Origin of the sequence: Mycobacterium kyorinense, from assembly GCF_002101735.1 — a bacterium.
Classification (GTDB): domain Bacteria; phylum Actinomycetota; class Actinomycetes; order Mycobacteriales; family Mycobacteriaceae; genus Mycobacterium; species Mycobacterium kyorinense.
In genome coordinates this window covers 67,582-85,086 of record NZ_LQPE01000038.1, presented here as the reverse complement: position 1 = coordinate 85,086, position 17,505 = coordinate 67,582, and the positions used below count along the sequence as shown (strand labels likewise).

Genomic DNA, 17,505 nt, shown 5'->3' with positions numbered 1-17,505 from the left:
AGCCGTGAATGACACGGGTGCCCGGCCAGTGGTGATTTTCGGTGGCCGCAGCGAGATCGGCATCGAGGTCACGCTGCGGTTGGCGCCCGGCGCGGCGGTGGTGCTGGCGGCGCGCAGGGCCGAGCAGCTCGTCGAGCAGGTGTCGATGGTGCGCGCCGCGGGGGCGGTGGCAGTGCATACATGCGAGTTCGACGCCGACGACCTGGAATCTCACGGCCCGCTGGTCGCCTCGATCATCGACCAGCACGGCCCGATCGGCACCGCGGTGCTGGCGTTCGGGGTCCTCGGTGACCAAGCCCGCGCCGAGACCGACGCCGCGCACGCGGTGGCGATCGTGCACACCGACTACGTCGCGCAGGTCAGCTTGTTGACCCACCTGGCCGCGGCCATGCGGGCGGCGGGTCGGGGATCGCTGGTGGTGTTCTCCTCGATCGCCGGGGCGCGGGTGCGCCGCGCCAACTACGTGTACGGCTCGGCCAAGGCGGGTCTGGACGGCTTCGCCAGCGGATTGGCCGACGCGCTGCACGGCACCGGGGTGCGGCTGCTGATCGTGCGGCCGGGCTTCGTGATCGGCCGGATGACTCGAGGAATGACACCGGCCCCGCTGCCGACCACCCCGGCGCGGGTCGCCGACGCGACCGCGCGTGCGCTGGCCAAAGGTCGGCGCTCGGTGTGGGTGCCGCGGGCATTAGGGCCGGCGTCTATGGTGATGCGGATGCTGCCGCAGTTCGTCTGGCGCCGGATGCCGCGATGATTGTCGTGGTCGGCATCGGCGCCGACGGGATGGCCGGCCTGTCGGAGGCGTCTTCGTCTGAATTACGCAGGGCCGCAGTGGTTTACGGGTCGAAGCGGCAACTCGATTTGCTCGACGACTCCGTCGCGGCGGAACGCCGGGAGTGGCCGTCGCCGTTGCTGCCCGCGCTGCGCGGCTTGCCCGACGAACCGACCGACGTGCACGTGCTGGCCAGCGGCGACCCGCTGTTGCACGGCATTGGCGGAACGCTGATCCGGCTGTTCGGGGCCCAGTCGGTCACCGTTTTGCCGCATGTGTCGGCGGTGACGCTGGCATGTGCGCGAATGGGCTGGAGCGTGCAGGACACCGAGGTGATCAGCCTGGTGAACGCTGCGCCGCACACTGCGGTGCGCCGAGGCGGACGGGCCATTGTGCTGTCACGCGATGCCGGCACACCGGCCGCGTTGGCCGGGCTGCTCACCGAACATGGCCGCGGCGACTCGGAATTCAGCGTGCTCGAACAGTTGGGCGGGCCCGGGGAGCGCTGCCGGCGCAGCACGGCCTGCGGCTGGGCCGCTGCCCCGCCGGACGACGTCGACGGCACCAATGTAATCGCGGTCCGCTACCTGCCAGACGAACAGATGTCGGCCGCGCTGCCCGAGGATGCGTTCAGCCACGACGGGCAGATCACCAAGCAGGGCATCCGCGCGGTGACGTTGTCGGCGTTGGCTCCTCGGCCCGGTCAGCGGCTGTGGGACGTCGGGTCGGGTTCGGGAAGCATCGCGGTGGAATGGGCGCGCAGCGGGAAGGGTTGCAGCGCCGTCGCTTTCGAGCGCGACGAGGACCGTCGCGGCCGCATCATGCGCAATGCCGCCGCCTTCGGCGCCGATATCGACGTGCGCGGTGCGGCGCCGGAGGCGTTTGCCGGTGCCGCAGCACCGGCGGCGGTGTTCATCGGGGGCGGCCTGACCCAGCGTGGCGTGCTGGAGGCCTGCCTGGAAAACCTGCCCTCAGGCGGACGGCTGGTCGCCAACGCCGTCACGGCAGAATCGGAAGCCGTTCTGCTGCAGGCCCATTCGATCCTGGGCGGGGACCTGCAACGTTTCCAGCATTATCGCGGCGAGCCGTTGGGCGGCTTCACCGGTTGGCGTCCGGCGCTGCCGGTCACCCAGTGGGCGATGGTCAAGCCATGACGGTGTACTTCATCGGGGCCGGCCCGGGCGCGGCGGACCTGATCACCGTGCGCGGGCAGCGGCTGTTGAGCCGATGCCCGGTTTGCCTGTACGCCGGCTCGATCATGCCCGACGACTTACTGGCACTCTGCCCGCCCGGCGCGCGAGTGGTCGATACCGGCCCGCTGACGCTGGACCAGATCGTCGCCGAGATCACTTCTGCCGACGCCGCCGGCCAGGACGTGGCGCGGCTGCATTCCGGTGACCCGTCGCTCTACAGCGCGGTGGCCGAACAGTGCCGCCGACTCGACACACTGGGGATCGAGTACGAAATCGTGCCCGGCGTCCCGGCTTTCGCCGCCGCGGCGGCCGCACTGGGCCGCGAGCTGACCGTGCCGGGGGTGGCGCAGACGGTGACGTTGAGCCGGGTCGCCACCTTGTCGACGGCCATGCCACCCGGTGAGGACCTGGCAACGTTGGCGCGTTCGGGCGGCACGTTGGTGTTACACCTGGCCGCCGCGCAGATCGACGCGATCGTTCCGCAGCTGCTGGCCGGCGGCTACCGTGCCGAAACGCCCACGGCTGTCGTCGCTTTCGCGAGCTGGCCGCAGCAGACCGTGCTGCGCGGAACGCTGGCCGACATCGCCGGGCAGATGCACGACGCCGGAATCACCAAGACCGCGGTGATCATCGTCGGCGATGTGTTGGCCGCCGAGGGATTCACCGACAGCTACCTGTACTCGACCGGCCGTGTCCGCGGGAGCCGGCACTGATGCGGGTGTTGCTGCTCGGCGGCACCGCCGAGGCTCGCGCACTGGCTGCGCGGCTGCACTCCGGGGTCGAGGTGATCAGCTCACTGGCCGGGCGGGTGCCGGATCCGGCGCTGCCTGTCGGGCCGGTGCGGATCGGCGGCTTCGGCGGTGTCGAGGGGTTGCGGAAGTGGTTGCGCGACGAAGGGATCGACGTCGTCGTCGACGCCACCCACCCGTTCGCGGCGACCATCACCGCGAACGCCGCGTCAGCGTGCGAAGAGTTACGGCTGCCGCATTTGGTGCTGGCCCGGCCGGCGTGGGAGCCGGGCGACGCCATTATGGTCGCATCCGACACTGAAGCCGCTGAAATTGTCGCACACCAAGGGTTTTCGCGGGTATTCCTCACCACCGGCAGGTCGGGGGTCAGGGCTTTCGCCGACAGCGACGCCTGGTTTCTGATCCGCGCGGTCACCCCGCCGGACAGCGACGTGTTGCCCCGCCGCCACCAATTGGTGTTGTCCCGCGGGCCGTATAACTACGAGGGGGAGTACGTGCTGATGCGTGAGCACCGCATCGACGCGCTGGTGACCAAGAACAGCGGTGGGCAGATGACCCGCGCGAAGTTGGACGCCGCCGCCGCGCTTGATATTCCGGTGGTGATGGTCGATCGCCCGCCGTTACCGGCCGGCGTGACGACGGTGGGCAGCGTCGACGAGGCAGCGGAATGGGTTGCTAATGCGGGCCAGTCGCGTCATAGCCGGTAAACGTCACTACGGCGCGCGACATGCAGAATTGCAATCCGGCGGTTGCGGTCGTCGGTGAGGTAGATAACGCGGTAGTCGCCGCGACGAGCCGAGTGCAGACCCGCAAGGTCGTTACGCAACGGCTTACCCAGTCTGTGCGGGTTCGCTACCAGGGGGCCGAAGATGAATTCGACGCACGCGGCGGCCACTTTCTCGGGTAAGCGTTGGAGGTCACGTGCAGCGGTCGCCGTGATAGCGACCTCGTAGGGATCGTCGTCGCTCACCGGGCGGTATAGCGGCTACGGATCTGGTCGTTGCTGACAAAGCGTCCGGCTGCCACATCCGCTAGACCCTGTTGAATCGCATCCACGGCACCCGGTGTGCGCAACACTTCGAGTGTTTCTTCGATGGACGCGAGTTCGTCAGCAGAAATCAACACTGCGGCGGGACGCCCATGCCGGGTAATCGTGACGCGCTCGTGCGTCCGCTCAACGTCAGCGACGTATTCCGAAAGATGATTGCGTGCGTCACCCAGTGGAACAGTCGCCATTGGACGAGTATAGCCAAAAGTATCGCCAAATAGCCACTGCATTTCCCCAGCATCAAAGTGGCGCGGGGTGTCACCATAACCGAGTGAGCGGTGACGGCGGGCTCGCGATGGCCGAGGCGGCCTTATGACCGCCGCGGATTTGGCTTGCCCGGCTTGCGGCACCGCCCTGAGCGCGAACGCAAAATTCTGTCACGACTGCGGTTCGCCGCTCACCGCCCGGCCTGGTGCCGCGGAGTACAAGCAGGTGACGGTGTTGTTCGCCGATGTGGTGCGATCGATGGATATCGCTGCGGCCGTGGGCGCCGAGCGACTGCGCGAGATCATGGCCGCGCTCGTCCAACGCGCTTCGGCGGTCGTGCGGCATTACGGCGGCACCGTCGACAAATTCACCGGCGACGGAATCATGGCGATCTTCGGGGCCCCAATGTCCTTGGAGGACCATGCTGTTCGTGCCTGTGCAGCTGCCCTGGATATCCAGGAAGAAGCCAAGCGGTTAGCCGTGGAGGTGGAGACGAAAGATGCTCTAGCGCTGCAGCTGCGAATAGGACTGAACTCCGGTGAGGTGATCGCAGGTGAGATCGGTTCGGGCGCCATGGGTTACACCGCGGTAGGAGTTCACGTCGGTATGGCTCAGCGGATGGAATCCGCGGCCCCCCCCCGGCGGCGTAATGCTCAGTGTGTCCACCGCGCGGCTCGTCGAGAACGTCGCCGTCCTCGCCGACCCAGAACTGGTGACCATCAAGGGTGCCGCCGATCCGGTGTCGGCACGCCGACTTGTGGCTTTGGCGGCACCCCGCGAGCGCATTGGTCCGCATGCCTCGACACTGGTGGGACGCGAGTGGGAACTCGCCGCTCTGACGGCGATGCTGAATCGTTCGACAACAGGCCATGGCTGCGTGGCCGGAATAGTCGGACCGCCCGGCATCGGCAAGAGCCGCATCATCGCCGAAACGGCCTCGGTTGCGGATAGCCAGGACGTGCAAGTCTTTTGGACATACTGCGAGTCTCATACCAGCGAGGTCGCATTTCACGCGGTGACCCGGTTGCTGCGAGCGGTGTTGGGAACGGCGGATCTCGACGATGCGACAGCGCGGGCCAAGGTACGAAACCAATTGCCGGATGCCGATTCCGCGGACCTTGTGCTTCTCCACGACCTACTCGGCATCCGCGATCAGGCGGCGGAGCTGCCCGATATCGCGCCCGATGCTCGCCGGCGCAGGCTGACCGCGCTCATGAATACGGCAGCGCTAACCCGCTCGACACCATGTGTCTACGTTATCGAGGACGCGCACTGGATCGATCAGGCCAGCGAATCTATGCTCGCGGATTTTCTGGCGGTGGTTCCGCGGTCTCGCTCACTGGTACTGATCACGTACCGGCCCGAATACCGCGGCGAACTCACCAGGACCCCGGGCGCGCAAGTGATTGCGCTTGCCCCACTGGATGACTCGCAAACTTCGGCATTGATCGAGGAGTTAATGGGGTCGGACCCTTCGGTTGCCGCACTGGCCGAGCAGGTCGCTGACCGAGCCGCCGGAAACCCGTTTTTCGCCGAGCAGATCATCCGTGACCTTGCCGATCGAGGCGTGATCACCGGCGGACCAGGGGCATATGTATGAGGGGATGAACAGGGCGAAGTTCACGTGCCGGCCAGCCTGCAAGCGGCCATAGCCGCCCGAATCGACCGCTTGGACGCGCCAGCCAAACGCACGTTGAACGCGGCCGCAGTGATCGGATCGTTCGATGCCGAGCTTCTCACCGCGGTGGACGCTGATCCGAACCTCGAAACGCTGGTCCAGGCAGAGCTCATCGACCAGGTCAAGTTCAGCCCGCGCGCCGAGTATGCATTTCGCCATCCGCTCATCCGCTCGGTGGCCTACGAGTCACAGCTCAAATCGGACCGTGCCGAGTTGCACCGAAAGTTGGCGATAGCCATCGAGCAGTCCGACGAAAATGCGTCGCTGATTGCCGAGCACCTAGAGGCCGCCGGGGATCTACACGAAGCATTCAGCTGGCACATGCGTGCCGGCACGTGGTTGCGGGCGTATCGCGACATAGCAGCGGCCTGGACCAGTTGGCAGCGAGCACGCCGGATAGCCGACCGGCTGCCCGCCGACGACCCTCACCGCACCGCAATGCGTATTGCACCGCGGGCCAGGCTGTGCGCGACGGCCTGGCGCGCAGGAGGCAACGTCGCCGACACCGGTTTCGACGAGCTCCGCGATATGTGCACCGCAGCCGGTGACCAAGTCTCGCTCGCCATCGGAATGGCCGGGCAAGTTCAGGCATGCGTGGGCCATGAGCGCTTTCGTGAAGCTTTGCGGCTGTCCTCCGAACTCGAGTCGTTGCTGGAGTCGATTGCCGACCCAGTGCTGACGGTCGCCCTGCTGTGGATCGCGTTGAACCCAAACGTCAGAGTGGGCGAGGCAACAGAGTGCGTGCGGTTGGCGCAGCGCGTGATCGACCTGGCCGACGGCGATTACCACATGGGTGATCTCATCATCGAAACACCGCTGATATGGGCGCTGATGACACAAGCCGTCGCACGGGCGTGTCTGGGGCAACAGACGTGGAAGCGCCAAATGGAACAGGCCGCAGCAATATGCCGTGAGGTCCAGCCCGGCGGTCGCGCCGTGTTTGACTTGTTCCTACACACCTTCGGGACACTGCATGGGCTGCTGCGCCCCGACACCCCGATGCTGCAGGACACCTCCGACACCCTGAAACGGGCGGAACAGCGCGGCGACGACTTCGCGTTGACGGCGGCCCGTCTTCTGCATGGCCTCGTGCTGACTCGATCGGGCGGTCCGCAACGCAGTGAAGGCCTACACCTACTCGCGATGGCTCGTGAGGCCATGCTGGAGAAGCGTTTCATGGTCGGCGAACTGCCCATCATCGAGTTGGAAATTGCCAGAGAAAAAGTACGTGCAGGCGATCTTGACGGAGCTATCGGGATACTCCGTCAAGTGGTAGACCACGAAATCGCCGCAGGTGAACTGATTTACCGGGGAGCCGCTGTCGCCGCTCTCGTCGATACGCTGCTGCAACGCGGTACCGAAGCGGACGTTACGGAAGCGCAGTTCGCAATCAAGCAGTTGGGGTCCCTGCCGGTCGAGCCCGGATTCGTGCTCTATGACGTGACACTGCTACGGCTTCGCGCGTTGCTGGCCAAAGCCCGCGGCGATGAGACCACCTACCGTGATTTCGTCGATCGCTACCGCGGCATGGCGACATCGCTTGGCTTCGAAGGCCATATCGCGATGGCCGAGGCGATGTAGTGGACACTGACCCGAAGGAGCTGCACCTGGCAGTGTGCCGAAGGTTCGGTGAGGCGGTGCGGTCGGCCGACGGGAAGTGGGACCGCCCAACCCCCTGCGAGGCCTGGGATGCGCGCGCAGTGCTGGAGCACGTGATCGGCTTTCACGACGTGCTGCTCCTGCGGCCGCTCGGACTGAAGCCGCCGCGTCCCCGCGACAATCCGCAGCGGCGCTGGGAGTTGACCTACGACGCGCTCAAGGAGGCGCTGGACCGTGAGTGGGTCATCGACGTACCACTGCCACACCTCACCCGAGACCTGCTGGTGCACACCTGGGATCTGGCCCGGGCAGTCGACGCAGACGACCGGCTCGACCCCGCCTGGTGCACACTGTTTTTCGACGAACTGCCCGCTGACTCGCATGAGCTGACCGCGTCAGGGATGTTCGCGCCTCCGCTCGCCATCGACGACGATGCCGACATCCAGTCGAAGCTGCTCGCCCGCCTTGGCCGCAACCCGTCCTGGCGACCGCCGGGTGCGTCGAATGTGGGCTTATGACACGCTGTTTCGAAAAAAGCGTGGATCAACCGCACACTCGCCGCCATCAAATGGGGTAGCGGCGCGGGGTGAAGACGCGGTCGTCGTACCACTGGGTTTGCGACGAGCCGACGATCAGCAGACAGCGCATGTCCACCTCGGCCGGGTCCAGATCCGCCAACCGCACCACCGTCACCCGCTCATCCGGCCCGGACACGTCGCGGCCGATCACCACCGGCGTGCCGGGATCACGATGGTCCAGCAGCAGATCACGCATCGCCGCGACCTGCCAGGTCCGACTCTTCGACGCCGGGTTGTAGATCGCCAGCACCATGTCGGCGGCGGCCGCGGCGGAAAGCCGCGCGGCGATCACGTCCCACGGCTTGAGCCGATCCGACAGCGAGATCACCGCGTAGTCGTGACCCAGCGGCGCGCCGACCCGACTGGCCACCGCCTGCGCCGCGGTCATCGCCGGAATCACCCGAACCGACACACCCGGCCACTGCTTGGCCTCTTCGAGTACCGCGGTCGCCATCGCGAACACGCCAGGATCACCCGACGACACCACCGCCACCGCGCGGCCCTGCTCGGCCAACGAGCACGCCAACCGGGCCCGCATCACCTCGTCGGTGTTGTCGCTGGCATGACGGCGCTGACCGTCACGGACCGGCACGCGATCCAGATACGGGCCGTAGCCGATCAGGTCGGTGGCGGCGTCCAGCTCGCGGCGGCATTCGGGCGTCATCCAGTGAAAGTGTCCGGGGCCCAGACCCACCACCGCGACGCCGCCGCAGCGTGACTCGCGACGACGCCCGCCCGGCACCATGGCCAGCGAAAAGTACGGCACGCTGGTTTCGTCGACCGACGCGGCGGGCAACACCCGCTGGCTCGCAGTGCTGGCACGCTCCACATACAATGCGTCGTCGAGTTGCCCGGCCATCGAAAGCGCTTCCCGCACAGCGGGATACGACCGGCCCAGCTTCAAGACCACCGCGGCGTCGGCCTCGGAAAGCCTACGCGCCAACTCGGCGACCGGCAGCGTGCCCGGCAGCACCGACAGCACCTCGTCACCGGCCACCAGCGGTGTCCCGATCGCCGCCGACGCCGCGCTGACCGACGTCACCCCCGGCACGATCACCGCGTCGAACCGCTCCGTCAACCGGGTGTGCAGATGCATGTAGGAGCTGTAGAACAGCGGATCGCCCTCGGCCAGCAGCGCCACATCGCGGCCGGCGTCCAGATGCCCCGCGATCCGCGACGTGGCCTCGGTGTAGAAGTCCTCGAGCGCCCCGGCATAACCGCCGGGATGATCGGTGGTCTCGGTGGTCACCGGATACACCAGGTGCTCCTCGATTTGCCCGGGCCGCAGGTAAGCCGAGGCGATGCCGCGGGCGATGCTGCGGCCGTGCCGCGCACTGTGATACGCCACCACATCGGCTTGTCCGATCACCCGCGCAGCCTTGACGGTCACCAGCTCCGGGTCCCCGGGTCCCAGCCCGACGCCGAAAAGCGTGCCGCGCCCGGTCATTCGATGCTGGCCGCGATCGCGTTGACGGCGGCGGCGGCCATCGCGCTACCGCCGCGGCGGCCCCGCACCACCAGATACGACATCCCGCGCGGACGGTCGATCAGCTCCTCTTTGGACTGCGCAGAACCGACGAAGCCGACCGGCCCGCCCAGCACCGCGGCCGGCGCCGGCGCGCCCTCGTCGACGAGCTCGAGCAGCCGGAACAGCGCGGTGGGCGCGTTGCCGATCGCGACCACCGCCCCGCCCAGCCGCTCGGCCCACAGCTCCACCCCGGCGGCCGAGCGTGTCGTGGCCCGCTTGGTGGCAAGCTCCGCGGCGCGGGGATCGGCCACCAGCGACACGACCGGCCCGGGCGCCTTGGTGATCCCGGCGGCAACCATCGACGAGTCGCACAGCACCGGAGCGCCGCCGGCCAGCGCCGCGCCAGCGCGGGCGACCACGTCGTCGGTGTAGGCGACATGCTCGGCGAGGTCGACCTGGCCGCAGGTGTGGATCAGCCGCACCACCACCTGCTCGACGTCGGCGGGGAACCGGGTTAGGTCCGCTTCGGCGCGGATGGTCGCGAACGACTGCCGGTAGATCTCGGCGGCGTCACGCAGGTAGTCGAGCATCCGCTCACCTTAAGACCTCAACCGTCGGTATCCCTCTGCGGTAGCCACCAGCACCTCGCCGACGGGCGGGCTGCCGCAGGCCCGCTCACAGCCGACGAAATGTCGCCTGACGCCCGCCTCGCCGGTCTGCACGGCCGCGGCGGCGTCGGCCCGCACGTCGGCCGCCGAATGCGCGCAGCCCGGGCTGCCGGTGCAGGCGCTGACGGACAGCCACGGCGAGGCCTCGTCGAACACCAGGCCCAGCGGCGCCAGCACCCGCAGCGCCGCGTCGGCGACCGCCTCGTCGAGGTCGCAGACCAGCACCGAGCGCCACGGCGTGACGACCAGCGGCGCCTCGATCGCGGCCAGGTATTCAGCGACGCGGGCCGGCAATACTCCCAGCGGCACGACAGCGCCCAACGCGACCCGGCCGTCGTCCTGCGAAATCCAGCCCACCGGCCACGCGGTGACCGGCGCGTAGCGCTCGCCGCGGTCGGCGCCGGGCATCAGCAGGCGCAGATCAGCCAATTCGACTACGCGCCAAGCCTTTCCGCGCGTCTTGGCAAACCGCACCGCAACCTCGACCAGTCTGTCCACCACCTTGCCGGCCTGAAGCCGGACGCCGGTGTCGCGGCCCGCCAGCAGCAGCGCCACGCCGTCGCCAAGCACATGCACGCCCACGTCGGCGCCCAACCCCGAGACATCCCCACGGCCGTCGTCGATGCCGAACCAGAACCGCCCCGGCAGCGACGCCAGCGCCGGCTCGGCCTGTATCGCCGCGTCCAGCTCGCCGACCCACCCGCGCACATCGGCCACACCGCCGACCCGACCGGACAACGGCGATGCGACGACGTTGCGGACCCGCTCGTGCGTCGTCGACGGCAGCAAACCGGCCTCGGCCACCGCCTCGGCGACTCCCGCGGTATCGGTAATCCCGCGGATCTGGACGTTGCCGCGAGCGGTCAGCTCGAGCGTGCCGGAGCCGAACCGGGAGGAAGCGGAGGCCAGCGCGGCCAACTGTGCGGCGCTGATCATCCCGCCGGGCAGCCGCACCCGCGCCAGCGCGCCGTCCGCCGCCTGATGCACCTGCAGTGCACCCGGGCAGCCGTCGGTGTGGCGGGTTCTCGGCACGTGTTCACGGTACGGGTTGCCCCGCAGGCTCGACATTGGCTCACCCAGCGGAAAACCCTTACCCGATCTGATCCGCGGCACATAGCGTCTGAGGCCGCAACCCTGCGTTGCGCCGTATCTGCTTGTGCCCAACCATGAGGACGTCCGTGAGCATCGCAACTGCGCCGATCGGCACAGGGCTGGCCCACCCAGGGCTGTGGGCGCGTCGCAAATGGGAAATTCTGCGGGTCGCGTCGCCCGTGGCGCTGGTGGTGCTGTGGCAGCTGGGCAGCGCCCTCGGCCTGATACCCCAGGATGTGCTGCCCGCTCCCTCGCTGATCGCCGAGGCCGGCGTGGAACTGCTGGACAACGGACAGCTCGTCGACGCGCTGCAGGTGTCCGGGATGCGGGTCATTGAGGGCCTGCTGCTGGGCGGGCTGGTCGGGATCACGCTGGGGTCAGCGGTTGGCCTGTCCCAGTGGTTCGAGTCGACGATCGACCCGCCGATGCAGATGCTGCGGGCGCTGCCGCATCTGGGACTGATCCCGTTGTTCATCCTGTGGTTCGGGATCGGTGAGCTGCCCAAGGTCCTGCTCGTGGCGTTGGGCGTGGCATTCCCGCTCTACCTCAACAGCTTTGCGGCGATCCGCCATGTCGATCTGAAGCTGTTCGAAACCGCTCAGGTGCTTGGCTTTTCGTTCTGGCAGCGGTTCACCCGGATCATCGTGCCCAGCGCGGCGCCGCAAGTGCTGGTGGGACTGCGGCAGTCGCTGGCGATCGCATGGCTGACATTGATCGTCGCCGAACAGATCAACGCCGACAAGGGGATCGGGTTTCTGATCAACAACGCCCGCGACCTCCTGCGCATCGACATCATCATCTTCGGACTGATCGTCTACGCGCTGCTCGGCATCATCACCGACGCCGTCGTTCGTTTCTTCGAGCGCCGCGCCCTGCGCTATCGACAGTGAAAGGCCAACTGTGACAGCTATTTTAGAAACAACTGCGAGTCGCGAGGACACCGATGTCGCGGGGCGGCTGCGTCATGTCGACAAGTGGTACGGCAGCCGTCAGGTGCTCGACGACGTCTCGGTGCAGGTGAGACGGGGCGAGATCGTCGCGCTCGTCGGGCGCAGCGGCTCGGGCAAGTCCACGGTGCTGCGAGTGCTGGCCGGGCTCTCGACGGATCACACCGGCGAACGTGTGACGGCCGGCGCGCCGGCGCTGGCGTTCCAGGAACCGCGACTGTTTCCCTGGCGCGACGTGCGCACCAACGTCGGCTACGGGCTCACCCGCACCCGGCTGTCGACGGCACAGATCCGGCAGCGCGCCGAGCGGGCGCTCGCCGACGTCGGGCTCGGCGACCGCGCGGACGCGTGGCCGCTGACGCTCTCGGGCGGTCAGGCGCAACGGGTCTCGTTGGCCCGGGCACTGGTGGCCGAGCCCCAGCTGTTGCTGCTCGACGAACCCTTCGGCGCGCTGGACGCGTTGACCCGGCTGACCATGCACGCCCTGCTGCTCGAGCTGTGGCGCCGTCACGGGTTCGGTGTCCTGTTGGTCACCCACGACGTCGACGAAGCCCTCGCGCTCGCCGATCGCGTGCTGGTCCTCGAGGACGGCCGGGTGATTCACGCGCTGAGCGTCGACCATCCCCGCCCGTCGCCCACCGACCCCACCGCTCATACCGAGCGCTACCGCGCCGAACTGCTCGCCCATCTGGGAGTACTGCCGCGGTGAGGCCGAAGGTCAGCCGGTGAGATCGCGGAATGCGGAAAACGTCCGGCTGGTTGGACGCTGCTCTAAGATCCGCAGCACGCGATCAGCACGGTGCTAACGGCCGTCGGGACTGAGTGAGGTGCCACGTGGCGAGTCCTGAATCTGGCCCCGGCAGCACCACCTTTGGCCGCAAAGTCGGGAACTCCCGCGGCGGCTATCACGCATGGGCAAACTCGCGCGGGCGAGCTGGGCCCGGCGTAATCTGCCCCCAACAGCGCGTGGCTCAGGAGGCTCTGTACCCGGTGCAAACAGAGACCGCGTCGAAGTGGCCGATAGTCGCCCGTGATGACGAGTTCCGCCAGGCATTGGCGGCACTCGACGACGGCTCGGAATTTCGCGGTGTCGCGCTGGTCGGTGCCAGCGGGGTGGGCAAATCGACGCTCTGCCGCGCGCTCGCCGCGGCTGTCGAAGCGCGGGGGGACACGGTGCGCTTTGTACTGGGCACCGAAACCGGACGCGCGGTGCCGTTGGGCGCGTTCTCGCGTGCGGTCACCGTCGACGCAGCGCATGAGCCCGCCACCATGCTGGCCGCCGCGCACGCGACCCTGGAACAGGACGCGAACCTGGTGGTCGTCGTCGACGACGCTCAGCTGCTCGATCCGCTGTCGGCCACATTGGTGTACCAGCTGGCGATGGGCCGCAGCGCGCGGCTGGTGGTGACGATCCGGTCGGGCGAACCGGTGCTCGACGCGATCACGGCGCTGCTGAAAGAGCGGCTGTTGCTGACGTTGCACATCGACGCGTTCACCCCCCAGCAGACCGCGGACCTGGCCCGCCGAGTGTTGGGCGGCGTGGTCGAGCCGCGCTTGGTCGACGAGCTCTACGCCCGCAGCGGCGGCAACCTGCTGCTGCTGCGCGGCCTGCTCAGCGCCGGCCGGGAAAACGGCGTCCTGGTCTACACCGACGACGGCTGGCAGCTTCGCGGACCGCTGCGCGCGGACCGCGAGCTCTACGACTTGCTCGAGTTCCGGCTGCGGTCCCTGACGCCGGAAGAGTTGGAAGCCGTGGAGATCTTGGCCACCGGAGAGCTCCTGGACTGGGAGATACTGCGCGAGCTGTGTGACGCCGAGGCGGTGGCCCGCCTGGAGCGGCGGGGCTTGATCCAACTGCTGGCCGATGGATCCGAGACCGTGGCGCAGTTGAATCACCCCGTTCTGGGCGACGCGGCAATTCGACTGGCCGGGGTGGTGCGGTCGCGACAACTCAATGGGCTTCTGGCACAAGCGCTTCAGAAACACCTGCGGGCCGGAGGACGGCGCGCGCGATTGCCCGACCTGCGCGGCCAGATCCGGCTGGCGCAATTCATGATGCGCAGCGACTTGGAGCCGGACCTCGATGTGATCATCGCCGCCGCCGCGAGCGCGGTCACCATGTCGAACCTCGGCTACGGCGAAGAGCTGGCCCGATACGCGCTGGACTGCGGCGGCGGTCTGGCGGCCGCGCTTGTGCTCGCCGACGCGCTGAGTTGGCAGGGACGCGGTGACGAAGCCGAGGCGGTGCTGTCCGGGTTCGAGCCCGACAGCGGCGACGAGCTGCTGACCATGCGGTGGGGTTGTCTGCGCGCCGCGAACCTGTTCTGGCAGTGCGGTCGAACCGACGCCGCCCAACGGGTACTCGAAAACGTCAGGGGCCGCGTCGATTCGGAGGCAAGCGGCGCTATGGCGATGGCCCTGCAGGTCTCGTTTGCGTTCTTCTCCGGTGACGTCGCGACCACCATCGAGGTGGGCCCGAGCCTGTGTGCATCAAGTGTGCTTCCGCTGGCGACGGTGTGGGCGGCGGTGCCAACTGCCTGTGCGCTGGCCGGTGTGGGGCGGTTCGGCGAGGTCACACCGGTCGTCGAGGCCGGATTGCGGGCCGCGACACCCAGCGAGTCCGGGCCGCAGCGGTTCGCCCTCGGATTGGCCGAGGTGATGGCGCACACGGCCGCCGGTGATCAGCAGGCCGCCGAAGCGGCGGCAGAATGCTACGGCGCGATGGCCGCCGGCGTGCCCGCGGCCGACGCGATGGTGGCCGCGATATTCGGGCTGGTGCACCTTGCCGGCGGCGAGTTGGCCGCCGCGTGTTCGGCCTTTGCCGACTCGATTTCCGCGTTGTCGCAAGGCTTTCCGTCGGCCTGGATGATGCTGGTTACCGCGTGGCAGGCTCAGGCCGAAGGCGCGCGCGGAGACAGTGACGCCGCAGTGGCGGCGTTGGCCAAATCCCAGCAAGCCTACGGTCCGCATGTCGCGGTATTCCTGCCGGAACTCGAGATAGCGCGGGCCTGGGAGCGGGCATCCGCCGGCGAAACGACTGCGGCCCAACTGCATGCGATGCGAGCGGCGCAGTTCGCCCGGCGCTCCGGGTTGCCGGTTGTCGAGATGCGGGCATTGCACACTGCCGTCCGGTTCGGTGACCGCTCGCATGCCTCGCGGCTGGGCGAGCTCGCCAAGACACTGAACACTCGGATGGCCGACGCGATCGCTGCGCACGCACGCGCGCTTGCCGGCCACGACGGCGATCAGCTGGATTTCGCGGCGGACCGGTTCGCGGAGATCGGTGCGCTGGCACTCGCGGCCGATGCGGCCGCGCAGGCAGCGCGTGAACACGACCGCAGCGGCCGGCGCGGCAAGGAGCTGGAGTCGTCGACCCGGGCGCACTGGCTGGCCAGCCAGTACGAAATACGAACTCCGGCAGTCAAAGCCGCGGCACGGCCGCTTCCGATCACCGACCGTGAGCGCGAGATCGCGATGCTGGTGGCGAGCGGTTTGTCCAACCGTCAGATCGCCGATCGGCTGTCGGTGTCGGTGCGAACGGTGGACGGACACCTGTACCGCACGTTCGCCAAGCTGGGGATCGAGCGGCGCGACCAGTTGGTCAACTTGCTCAACGGCGTCCGGTCCGCCCGGTAGCTATCCCGCTACCAGTTCGGGCTCGCGGACCGCGGCCTCAAGCCGGGCCTGACGCCGGCCGGTGGTGGCGACCCGCGCGATCAACGAGGGCCGCAGCAGCCGCGTCGGCGGGTCGACGAGGTTCATCACCCGCACGAATTCTTCGGTCACGACCGGGTCGGAGGTGGCGGCTGCCAGCACCTGCGCGGTGTACCAATTCGACAATCGCATGGACAACGGACGTCGCCCCTTGGCCTGGGGCAGAGCAAGATCCGCACCCGAAGCCATCTTCCAGACCGATTTGACCGGCTTGGCGGCCGCGCGGAAAAACCGCCGGGGCAGATCGTGGTCACCGCGAAGCAGGCAGTCGCGCATGACAATTGCCTCCAGGGCAGCCACCGACATACCCTGCCCGTAGATTGGATTGAAACTACAGATCGCGTCTCCGAATACCAGCAGCCCCGCCGGGAAGTGCAGCATCTTGTCGTAGCGTCGCCATTTGCTGGTTGGGTAACGGTGGTGGCACGGCTCGGACAGTGGCTCGGCCGCTTTCATCGCGGCGATCATCGGTGCCGGGGCGAACTGCTCGGCAAAGCGGACCATTTCGGCCGGGTCGGCAGGGGGTTCGTGTCCGCTGAGACCGGCCAGTGTCAGCATCCAGGTGTCGTTCTCGTAGGCGAAAAGCGCGCCGCCGGTTGGCCGTCCGGGCACTGGGCCGATCAGAATCAGCTTTTCGTCCAGCGTGTCCGGCGGTATGCGCAACAGCTGGCTGACGTAGGCCACCTTGACCACGATGTGTTCCTCGGGCGGGCGCCGATAGCCCAAATTCTCCAGAAACGCCGGTGTGCGCGCGGCCCGCCCCGTCGCATCGACAACCAGGTCGGAGTCCATGAAGACGTTCTCGCCCGTGTCGCGATCGGCCACCAGCGCGCCGGCCACTCGACCGGACCCCTCGCCGAACAAGTTGACCACATCGTGGTTGTCGAGCAGTGTCACGTTGGCGAACCGTCGCAACCGGGCGCGGACGTGCGACTCCAGAAACGGCCTGCTGGCCAGGTACGAGGTCACCGCGCCCGGGTCGGCGAATCTGCCGGTGCGGTTCAAGTCGTGTCCGGCGAAGCGAAGCCACACGCGTGTCCCGTCTCCGCCCTCCAAGACGTTGGCTCCTGCGGCGACGAGCTCGTCGAGCAATTCGGGAAACAGTTCGTCGAGGATGCGCGAACCCGTGCTCAGCAGGCCGTGAACGTGACGGCTCTGCGGGACGCCGCGCCGGTGCACGGCGTCGTGCCGCAGAGCGTCGCGCTCCACCACTGTGACGGTGGAATAGAAGTCGGCCAGAACGCGGGCGGCGAGCAACCCGCCCATGCTTGCGCCCAGGACGACGGCGTGATCGCCGACCTTGCCCATCGTGATCAGGCTTGCAGTTTCGCGAATTTCGCGGTGTCGTAGTGGATTTCGCCGCGAGCGGCTTTGCCGTCGGCGTCGAACTTCAGCACGTTGACGAAGGGCGATTCGGCGCTGCCCTTGTCATTGCCGAAACGGACGGTGCCGAGCACGACGACGTAGTCGCCGCCGTCGATGTATGTGCTCGGTTCGACGTTCACCGTGGACCAGTGGTCCGGCAATCGGCTCATCATCTCGATAATGGCGTCCCGTCCGTGGACCTCGCCGCCGGGCGCGACCTCCTCGGAGGAATACCAGACCGCGTCGGGAGCGTAGGCCTCTTTCAATGCGGCCAAATCGCCGCGGCTGAACGCTTCGTGTGCAGACCTGGCGGTATCGACGTTCGACATTTCGCTAACCTCCTCGGCCGTGGTCGGGTGTAACTGCACCCGTGCTGACCAGTCGACTATGTCGCCGTCGCGCTGAGCCCGGATAGGGTAGTGGGCTA

General features: G+C 67.8%; 15 protein-coding genes and 1 pseudogene. 9 read left to right on the top strand and 7 right to left on the bottom strand.

Going from position 1 to position 17,505, the window contains the following annotated elements; all coding sequences use genetic code 11:
- Positions 1 to 4 precede the first annotated feature (4 nt).
- From AWC14_RS07025 to AWC14_RS07010, 4 genes are read left to right on the top strand one after another with little or no spacing between them, the layout of a single operon-like run.
- On the top strand, positions 5 to 754 hold the full coding sequence (locus tag AWC14_RS07025; protein ID WP_045379455.1) for an SDR family NAD(P)-dependent oxidoreductase: 750 nt from the start codon (positions 5 to 7) through the stop codon (positions 752 to 754).
- Positions 751 to 1,926, top strand: coding sequence for a bifunctional cobalt-precorrin-7 (C(5))-methyltransferase/cobalt-precorrin-6B (C(15))-methyltransferase (locus tag AWC14_RS07020; RefSeq protein ID WP_057003123.1), 1,176 nt, complete (start codon positions 751 to 753; stop codon positions 1,924 to 1,926). The genes AWC14_RS07025 and AWC14_RS07020 overlap by 4 nt, the downstream gene beginning before the upstream one ends.
- Positions 1,923 to 2,678 carry a precorrin-4 C(11)-methyltransferase gene (gene cobM / locus AWC14_RS07015; protein ID WP_045379452.1) on the top strand — a complete coding sequence of 252 codons (756 nt, stop codon included), beginning with the start codon at positions 1,923 to 1,925 and terminating at the stop codon, positions 2,676 to 2,678. Before AWC14_RS07020 ends, cobM begins: the two co-directional genes overlap by 4 nt.
- On the top strand, positions 2,678 to 3,421 hold the full coding sequence (locus AWC14_RS07010) for a cobalt-precorrin-6A reductase (protein WP_045379449.1): 744 nt from the start codon (positions 2,678 to 2,680) through the stop codon (positions 3,419 to 3,421). Before cobM ends, AWC14_RS07010 begins: the two co-directional genes overlap by 1 nt.
- Here AWC14_RS07010 and AWC14_RS07005 read toward each other — a convergent pair.
- Both AWC14_RS07005 and AWC14_RS07000 read right to left on the bottom strand, forming a co-directional pair.
- A complete protein-coding gene (locus AWC14_RS07005; protein WP_045379446.1) occupies positions 3,409 to 3,684 on the bottom strand; it encodes a type II toxin-antitoxin system RelE family toxin in 276 nt (91 codons plus the stop codon). The two genes, AWC14_RS07010 and AWC14_RS07005, sit on opposite strands and share 13 nt — an antisense overlap.
- Positions 3,681 to 3,950, bottom strand: a complete 270-nt coding sequence (locus AWC14_RS07000) for a type II toxin-antitoxin system Phd/YefM family antitoxin (RefSeq protein ID WP_045379444.1) — start codon at positions 3,948 to 3,950, stop codon at positions 3,681 to 3,683. Before AWC14_RS07000 ends, AWC14_RS07005 begins: the two co-directional genes overlap by 4 nt.
- 124 nt (positions 3,951 to 4,074) lie before the next feature.
- Between AWC14_RS07000 and AWC14_RS06995 the strand changes: the two are divergent.
- Together AWC14_RS06995 and AWC14_RS06990 are read left to right on the top strand one after the other, a co-directional pair.
- A pseudogene (locus AWC14_RS06995) lies at positions 4,075 to 7,228 on the top strand (AAA family ATPase).
- Positions 7,228 to 7,764, top strand: coding sequence for a maleylpyruvate isomerase family mycothiol-dependent enzyme (locus AWC14_RS06990; protein ID WP_045379441.1), 537 nt, complete (start codon positions 7,228 to 7,230; stop codon positions 7,762 to 7,764). The pseudogene AWC14_RS06995 and the gene AWC14_RS06990 overlap by 1 nt, the downstream one beginning before the upstream one ends.
- Before the next feature lie 46 nt (positions 7,765 to 7,810).
- On the opposite strand, the gene AWC14_RS06985 is transcribed toward AWC14_RS06990, so the two are convergent.
- From AWC14_RS06985 to cobG, 3 genes are read right to left on the bottom strand one after another with little or no spacing between them, the layout of a single operon-like run.
- Positions 7,811 to 9,271: a precorrin-2 C(20)-methyltransferase gene (locus tag AWC14_RS06985; protein ID WP_045379438.1), complete on the bottom strand. Its 1,461-nt coding sequence runs from the start codon at positions 9,269 to 9,271 to the stop codon at positions 7,811 to 7,813.
- Positions 9,268 to 9,882 (bottom strand): precorrin-8X methylmutase, encoded by a 615-nt coding sequence (locus tag AWC14_RS06980; RefSeq protein ID WP_057003124.1) that lies wholly within the window; start codon positions 9,880 to 9,882, stop codon positions 9,268 to 9,270. Before AWC14_RS06980 ends, AWC14_RS06985 begins: the two co-directional genes overlap by 4 nt.
- 9 nt (positions 9,883 to 9,891) lie before the next feature.
- Complete coding sequence (gene cobG, locus AWC14_RS06975) at positions 9,892 to 11,028, bottom strand: precorrin-3B synthase (RefSeq protein ID WP_142281589.1); 1,137 nt, start codon at positions 11,026 to 11,028, stop codon at positions 9,892 to 9,894.
- A 98-nt stretch (positions 11,029 to 11,126) separates the two neighbouring features.
- Here cobG and AWC14_RS06970 point away from each other — a divergent pair, with 98 nt between their 5' ends.
- The 3 genes from AWC14_RS06970 (at position 11,127) to AWC14_RS06960 (ending at position 15,635) form a co-directional block, all read left to right on the top strand.
- The gene (locus AWC14_RS06970; protein ID WP_045379435.1) at positions 11,127 to 11,942 is read left to right on the top strand and encodes an ABC transporter permease; all 816 of its coding nucleotides are present in this window, start codon (positions 11,127 to 11,129) and stop codon (positions 11,940 to 11,942) included.
- A 10-nt stretch (positions 11,943 to 11,952) separates the two neighbouring features.
- Positions 11,953 to 12,708 carry an ABC transporter ATP-binding protein gene (locus AWC14_RS06965; protein ID WP_045379432.1) on the top strand — a complete coding sequence of 252 codons (756 nt, stop codon included), beginning with the start codon at positions 11,953 to 11,955 and terminating at the stop codon, positions 12,706 to 12,708.
- A 281-nt stretch (positions 12,709 to 12,989) separates the two neighbouring features.
- Entirely contained in the window at positions 12,990 to 15,635 is a 2,646-nt protein-coding gene (locus AWC14_RS06960) for a helix-turn-helix transcriptional regulator (protein WP_235215919.1), read from the top strand.
- Here the strand turns inward: AWC14_RS06960 and AWC14_RS06955 are convergent, their stop codons facing one another.
- Positions 15,636 to 17,021 carry an FAD-dependent oxidoreductase gene (locus tag AWC14_RS06955; protein ID WP_045379429.1) on the bottom strand — a complete coding sequence of 462 codons (1,386 nt, stop codon included), beginning with the start codon at positions 17,019 to 17,021 and terminating at the stop codon, positions 15,636 to 15,638.
- A 5-nt stretch (positions 17,022 to 17,026) separates the two neighbouring features.
- Positions 17,027 to 17,407: a nuclear transport factor 2 family protein gene (locus AWC14_RS28580; protein ID WP_158089870.1), complete on the bottom strand. Its 381-nt coding sequence runs from the start codon at positions 17,405 to 17,407 to the stop codon at positions 17,027 to 17,029.
- Positions 17,408 to 17,505: the final 98 nt, after the last annotated feature.

Bases quoted from the DNA above. Each gene is read 5' to 3' on its own strand.
- AWC14_RS07020 (WP_057003123.1), top strand. From the start codon at position 751: ATGATTGTCGTGGTCGGCATCGGCGCCGACGGGATGGCCGGCCTGTCG.
- cobM (WP_045379452.1), top strand. From the start codon at position 1,923: ATGACGGTGTACTTCATCGGGGCCGGCCCGGGCGCGGCGGACCTGATC.
- AWC14_RS07010 (WP_045379449.1), top strand. From the start codon at position 2,678: ATGCGGGTGTTGCTGCTCGGCGGCACCGCCGAGGCTCGCGCACTGGCT.
- AWC14_RS07000 (WP_045379444.1), bottom strand. From the start codon at position 3,950: ATGGCGACTGTTCCACTGGGTGACGCACGCAATCATCTTTCGGAATAC.
- AWC14_RS06985 (WP_045379438.1), bottom strand. From the start codon at position 9,271: ATGACCGGGCGCGGCACGCTTTTCGGCGTCGGGCTGGGACCCGGGGAC.
- AWC14_RS06980 (WP_057003124.1), bottom strand. From the start codon at position 9,882: ATGCTCGACTACCTGCGTGACGCCGCCGAGATCTACCGGCAGTCGTTC.
- cobG (WP_142281589.1), bottom strand. From the start codon at position 11,028: ATGTCGAGCCTGCGGGGCAACCCGTACCGTGAACACGTGCCGAGAACC.
- AWC14_RS06970 (WP_045379435.1), top strand. From the start codon at position 11,127: ATGAGGACGTCCGTGAGCATCGCAACTGCGCCGATCGGCACAGGGCTG.
- AWC14_RS06955 (WP_045379429.1), bottom strand. From the start codon at position 17,021: ATGGGCAAGGTCGGCGATCACGCCGTCGTCCTGGGCGCAAGCATGGGC.
- AWC14_RS28580 (WP_158089870.1), bottom strand. From the start codon at position 17,407: ATGTCGAACGTCGATACCGCCAGGTCTGCACACGAAGCGTTCAGCCGC.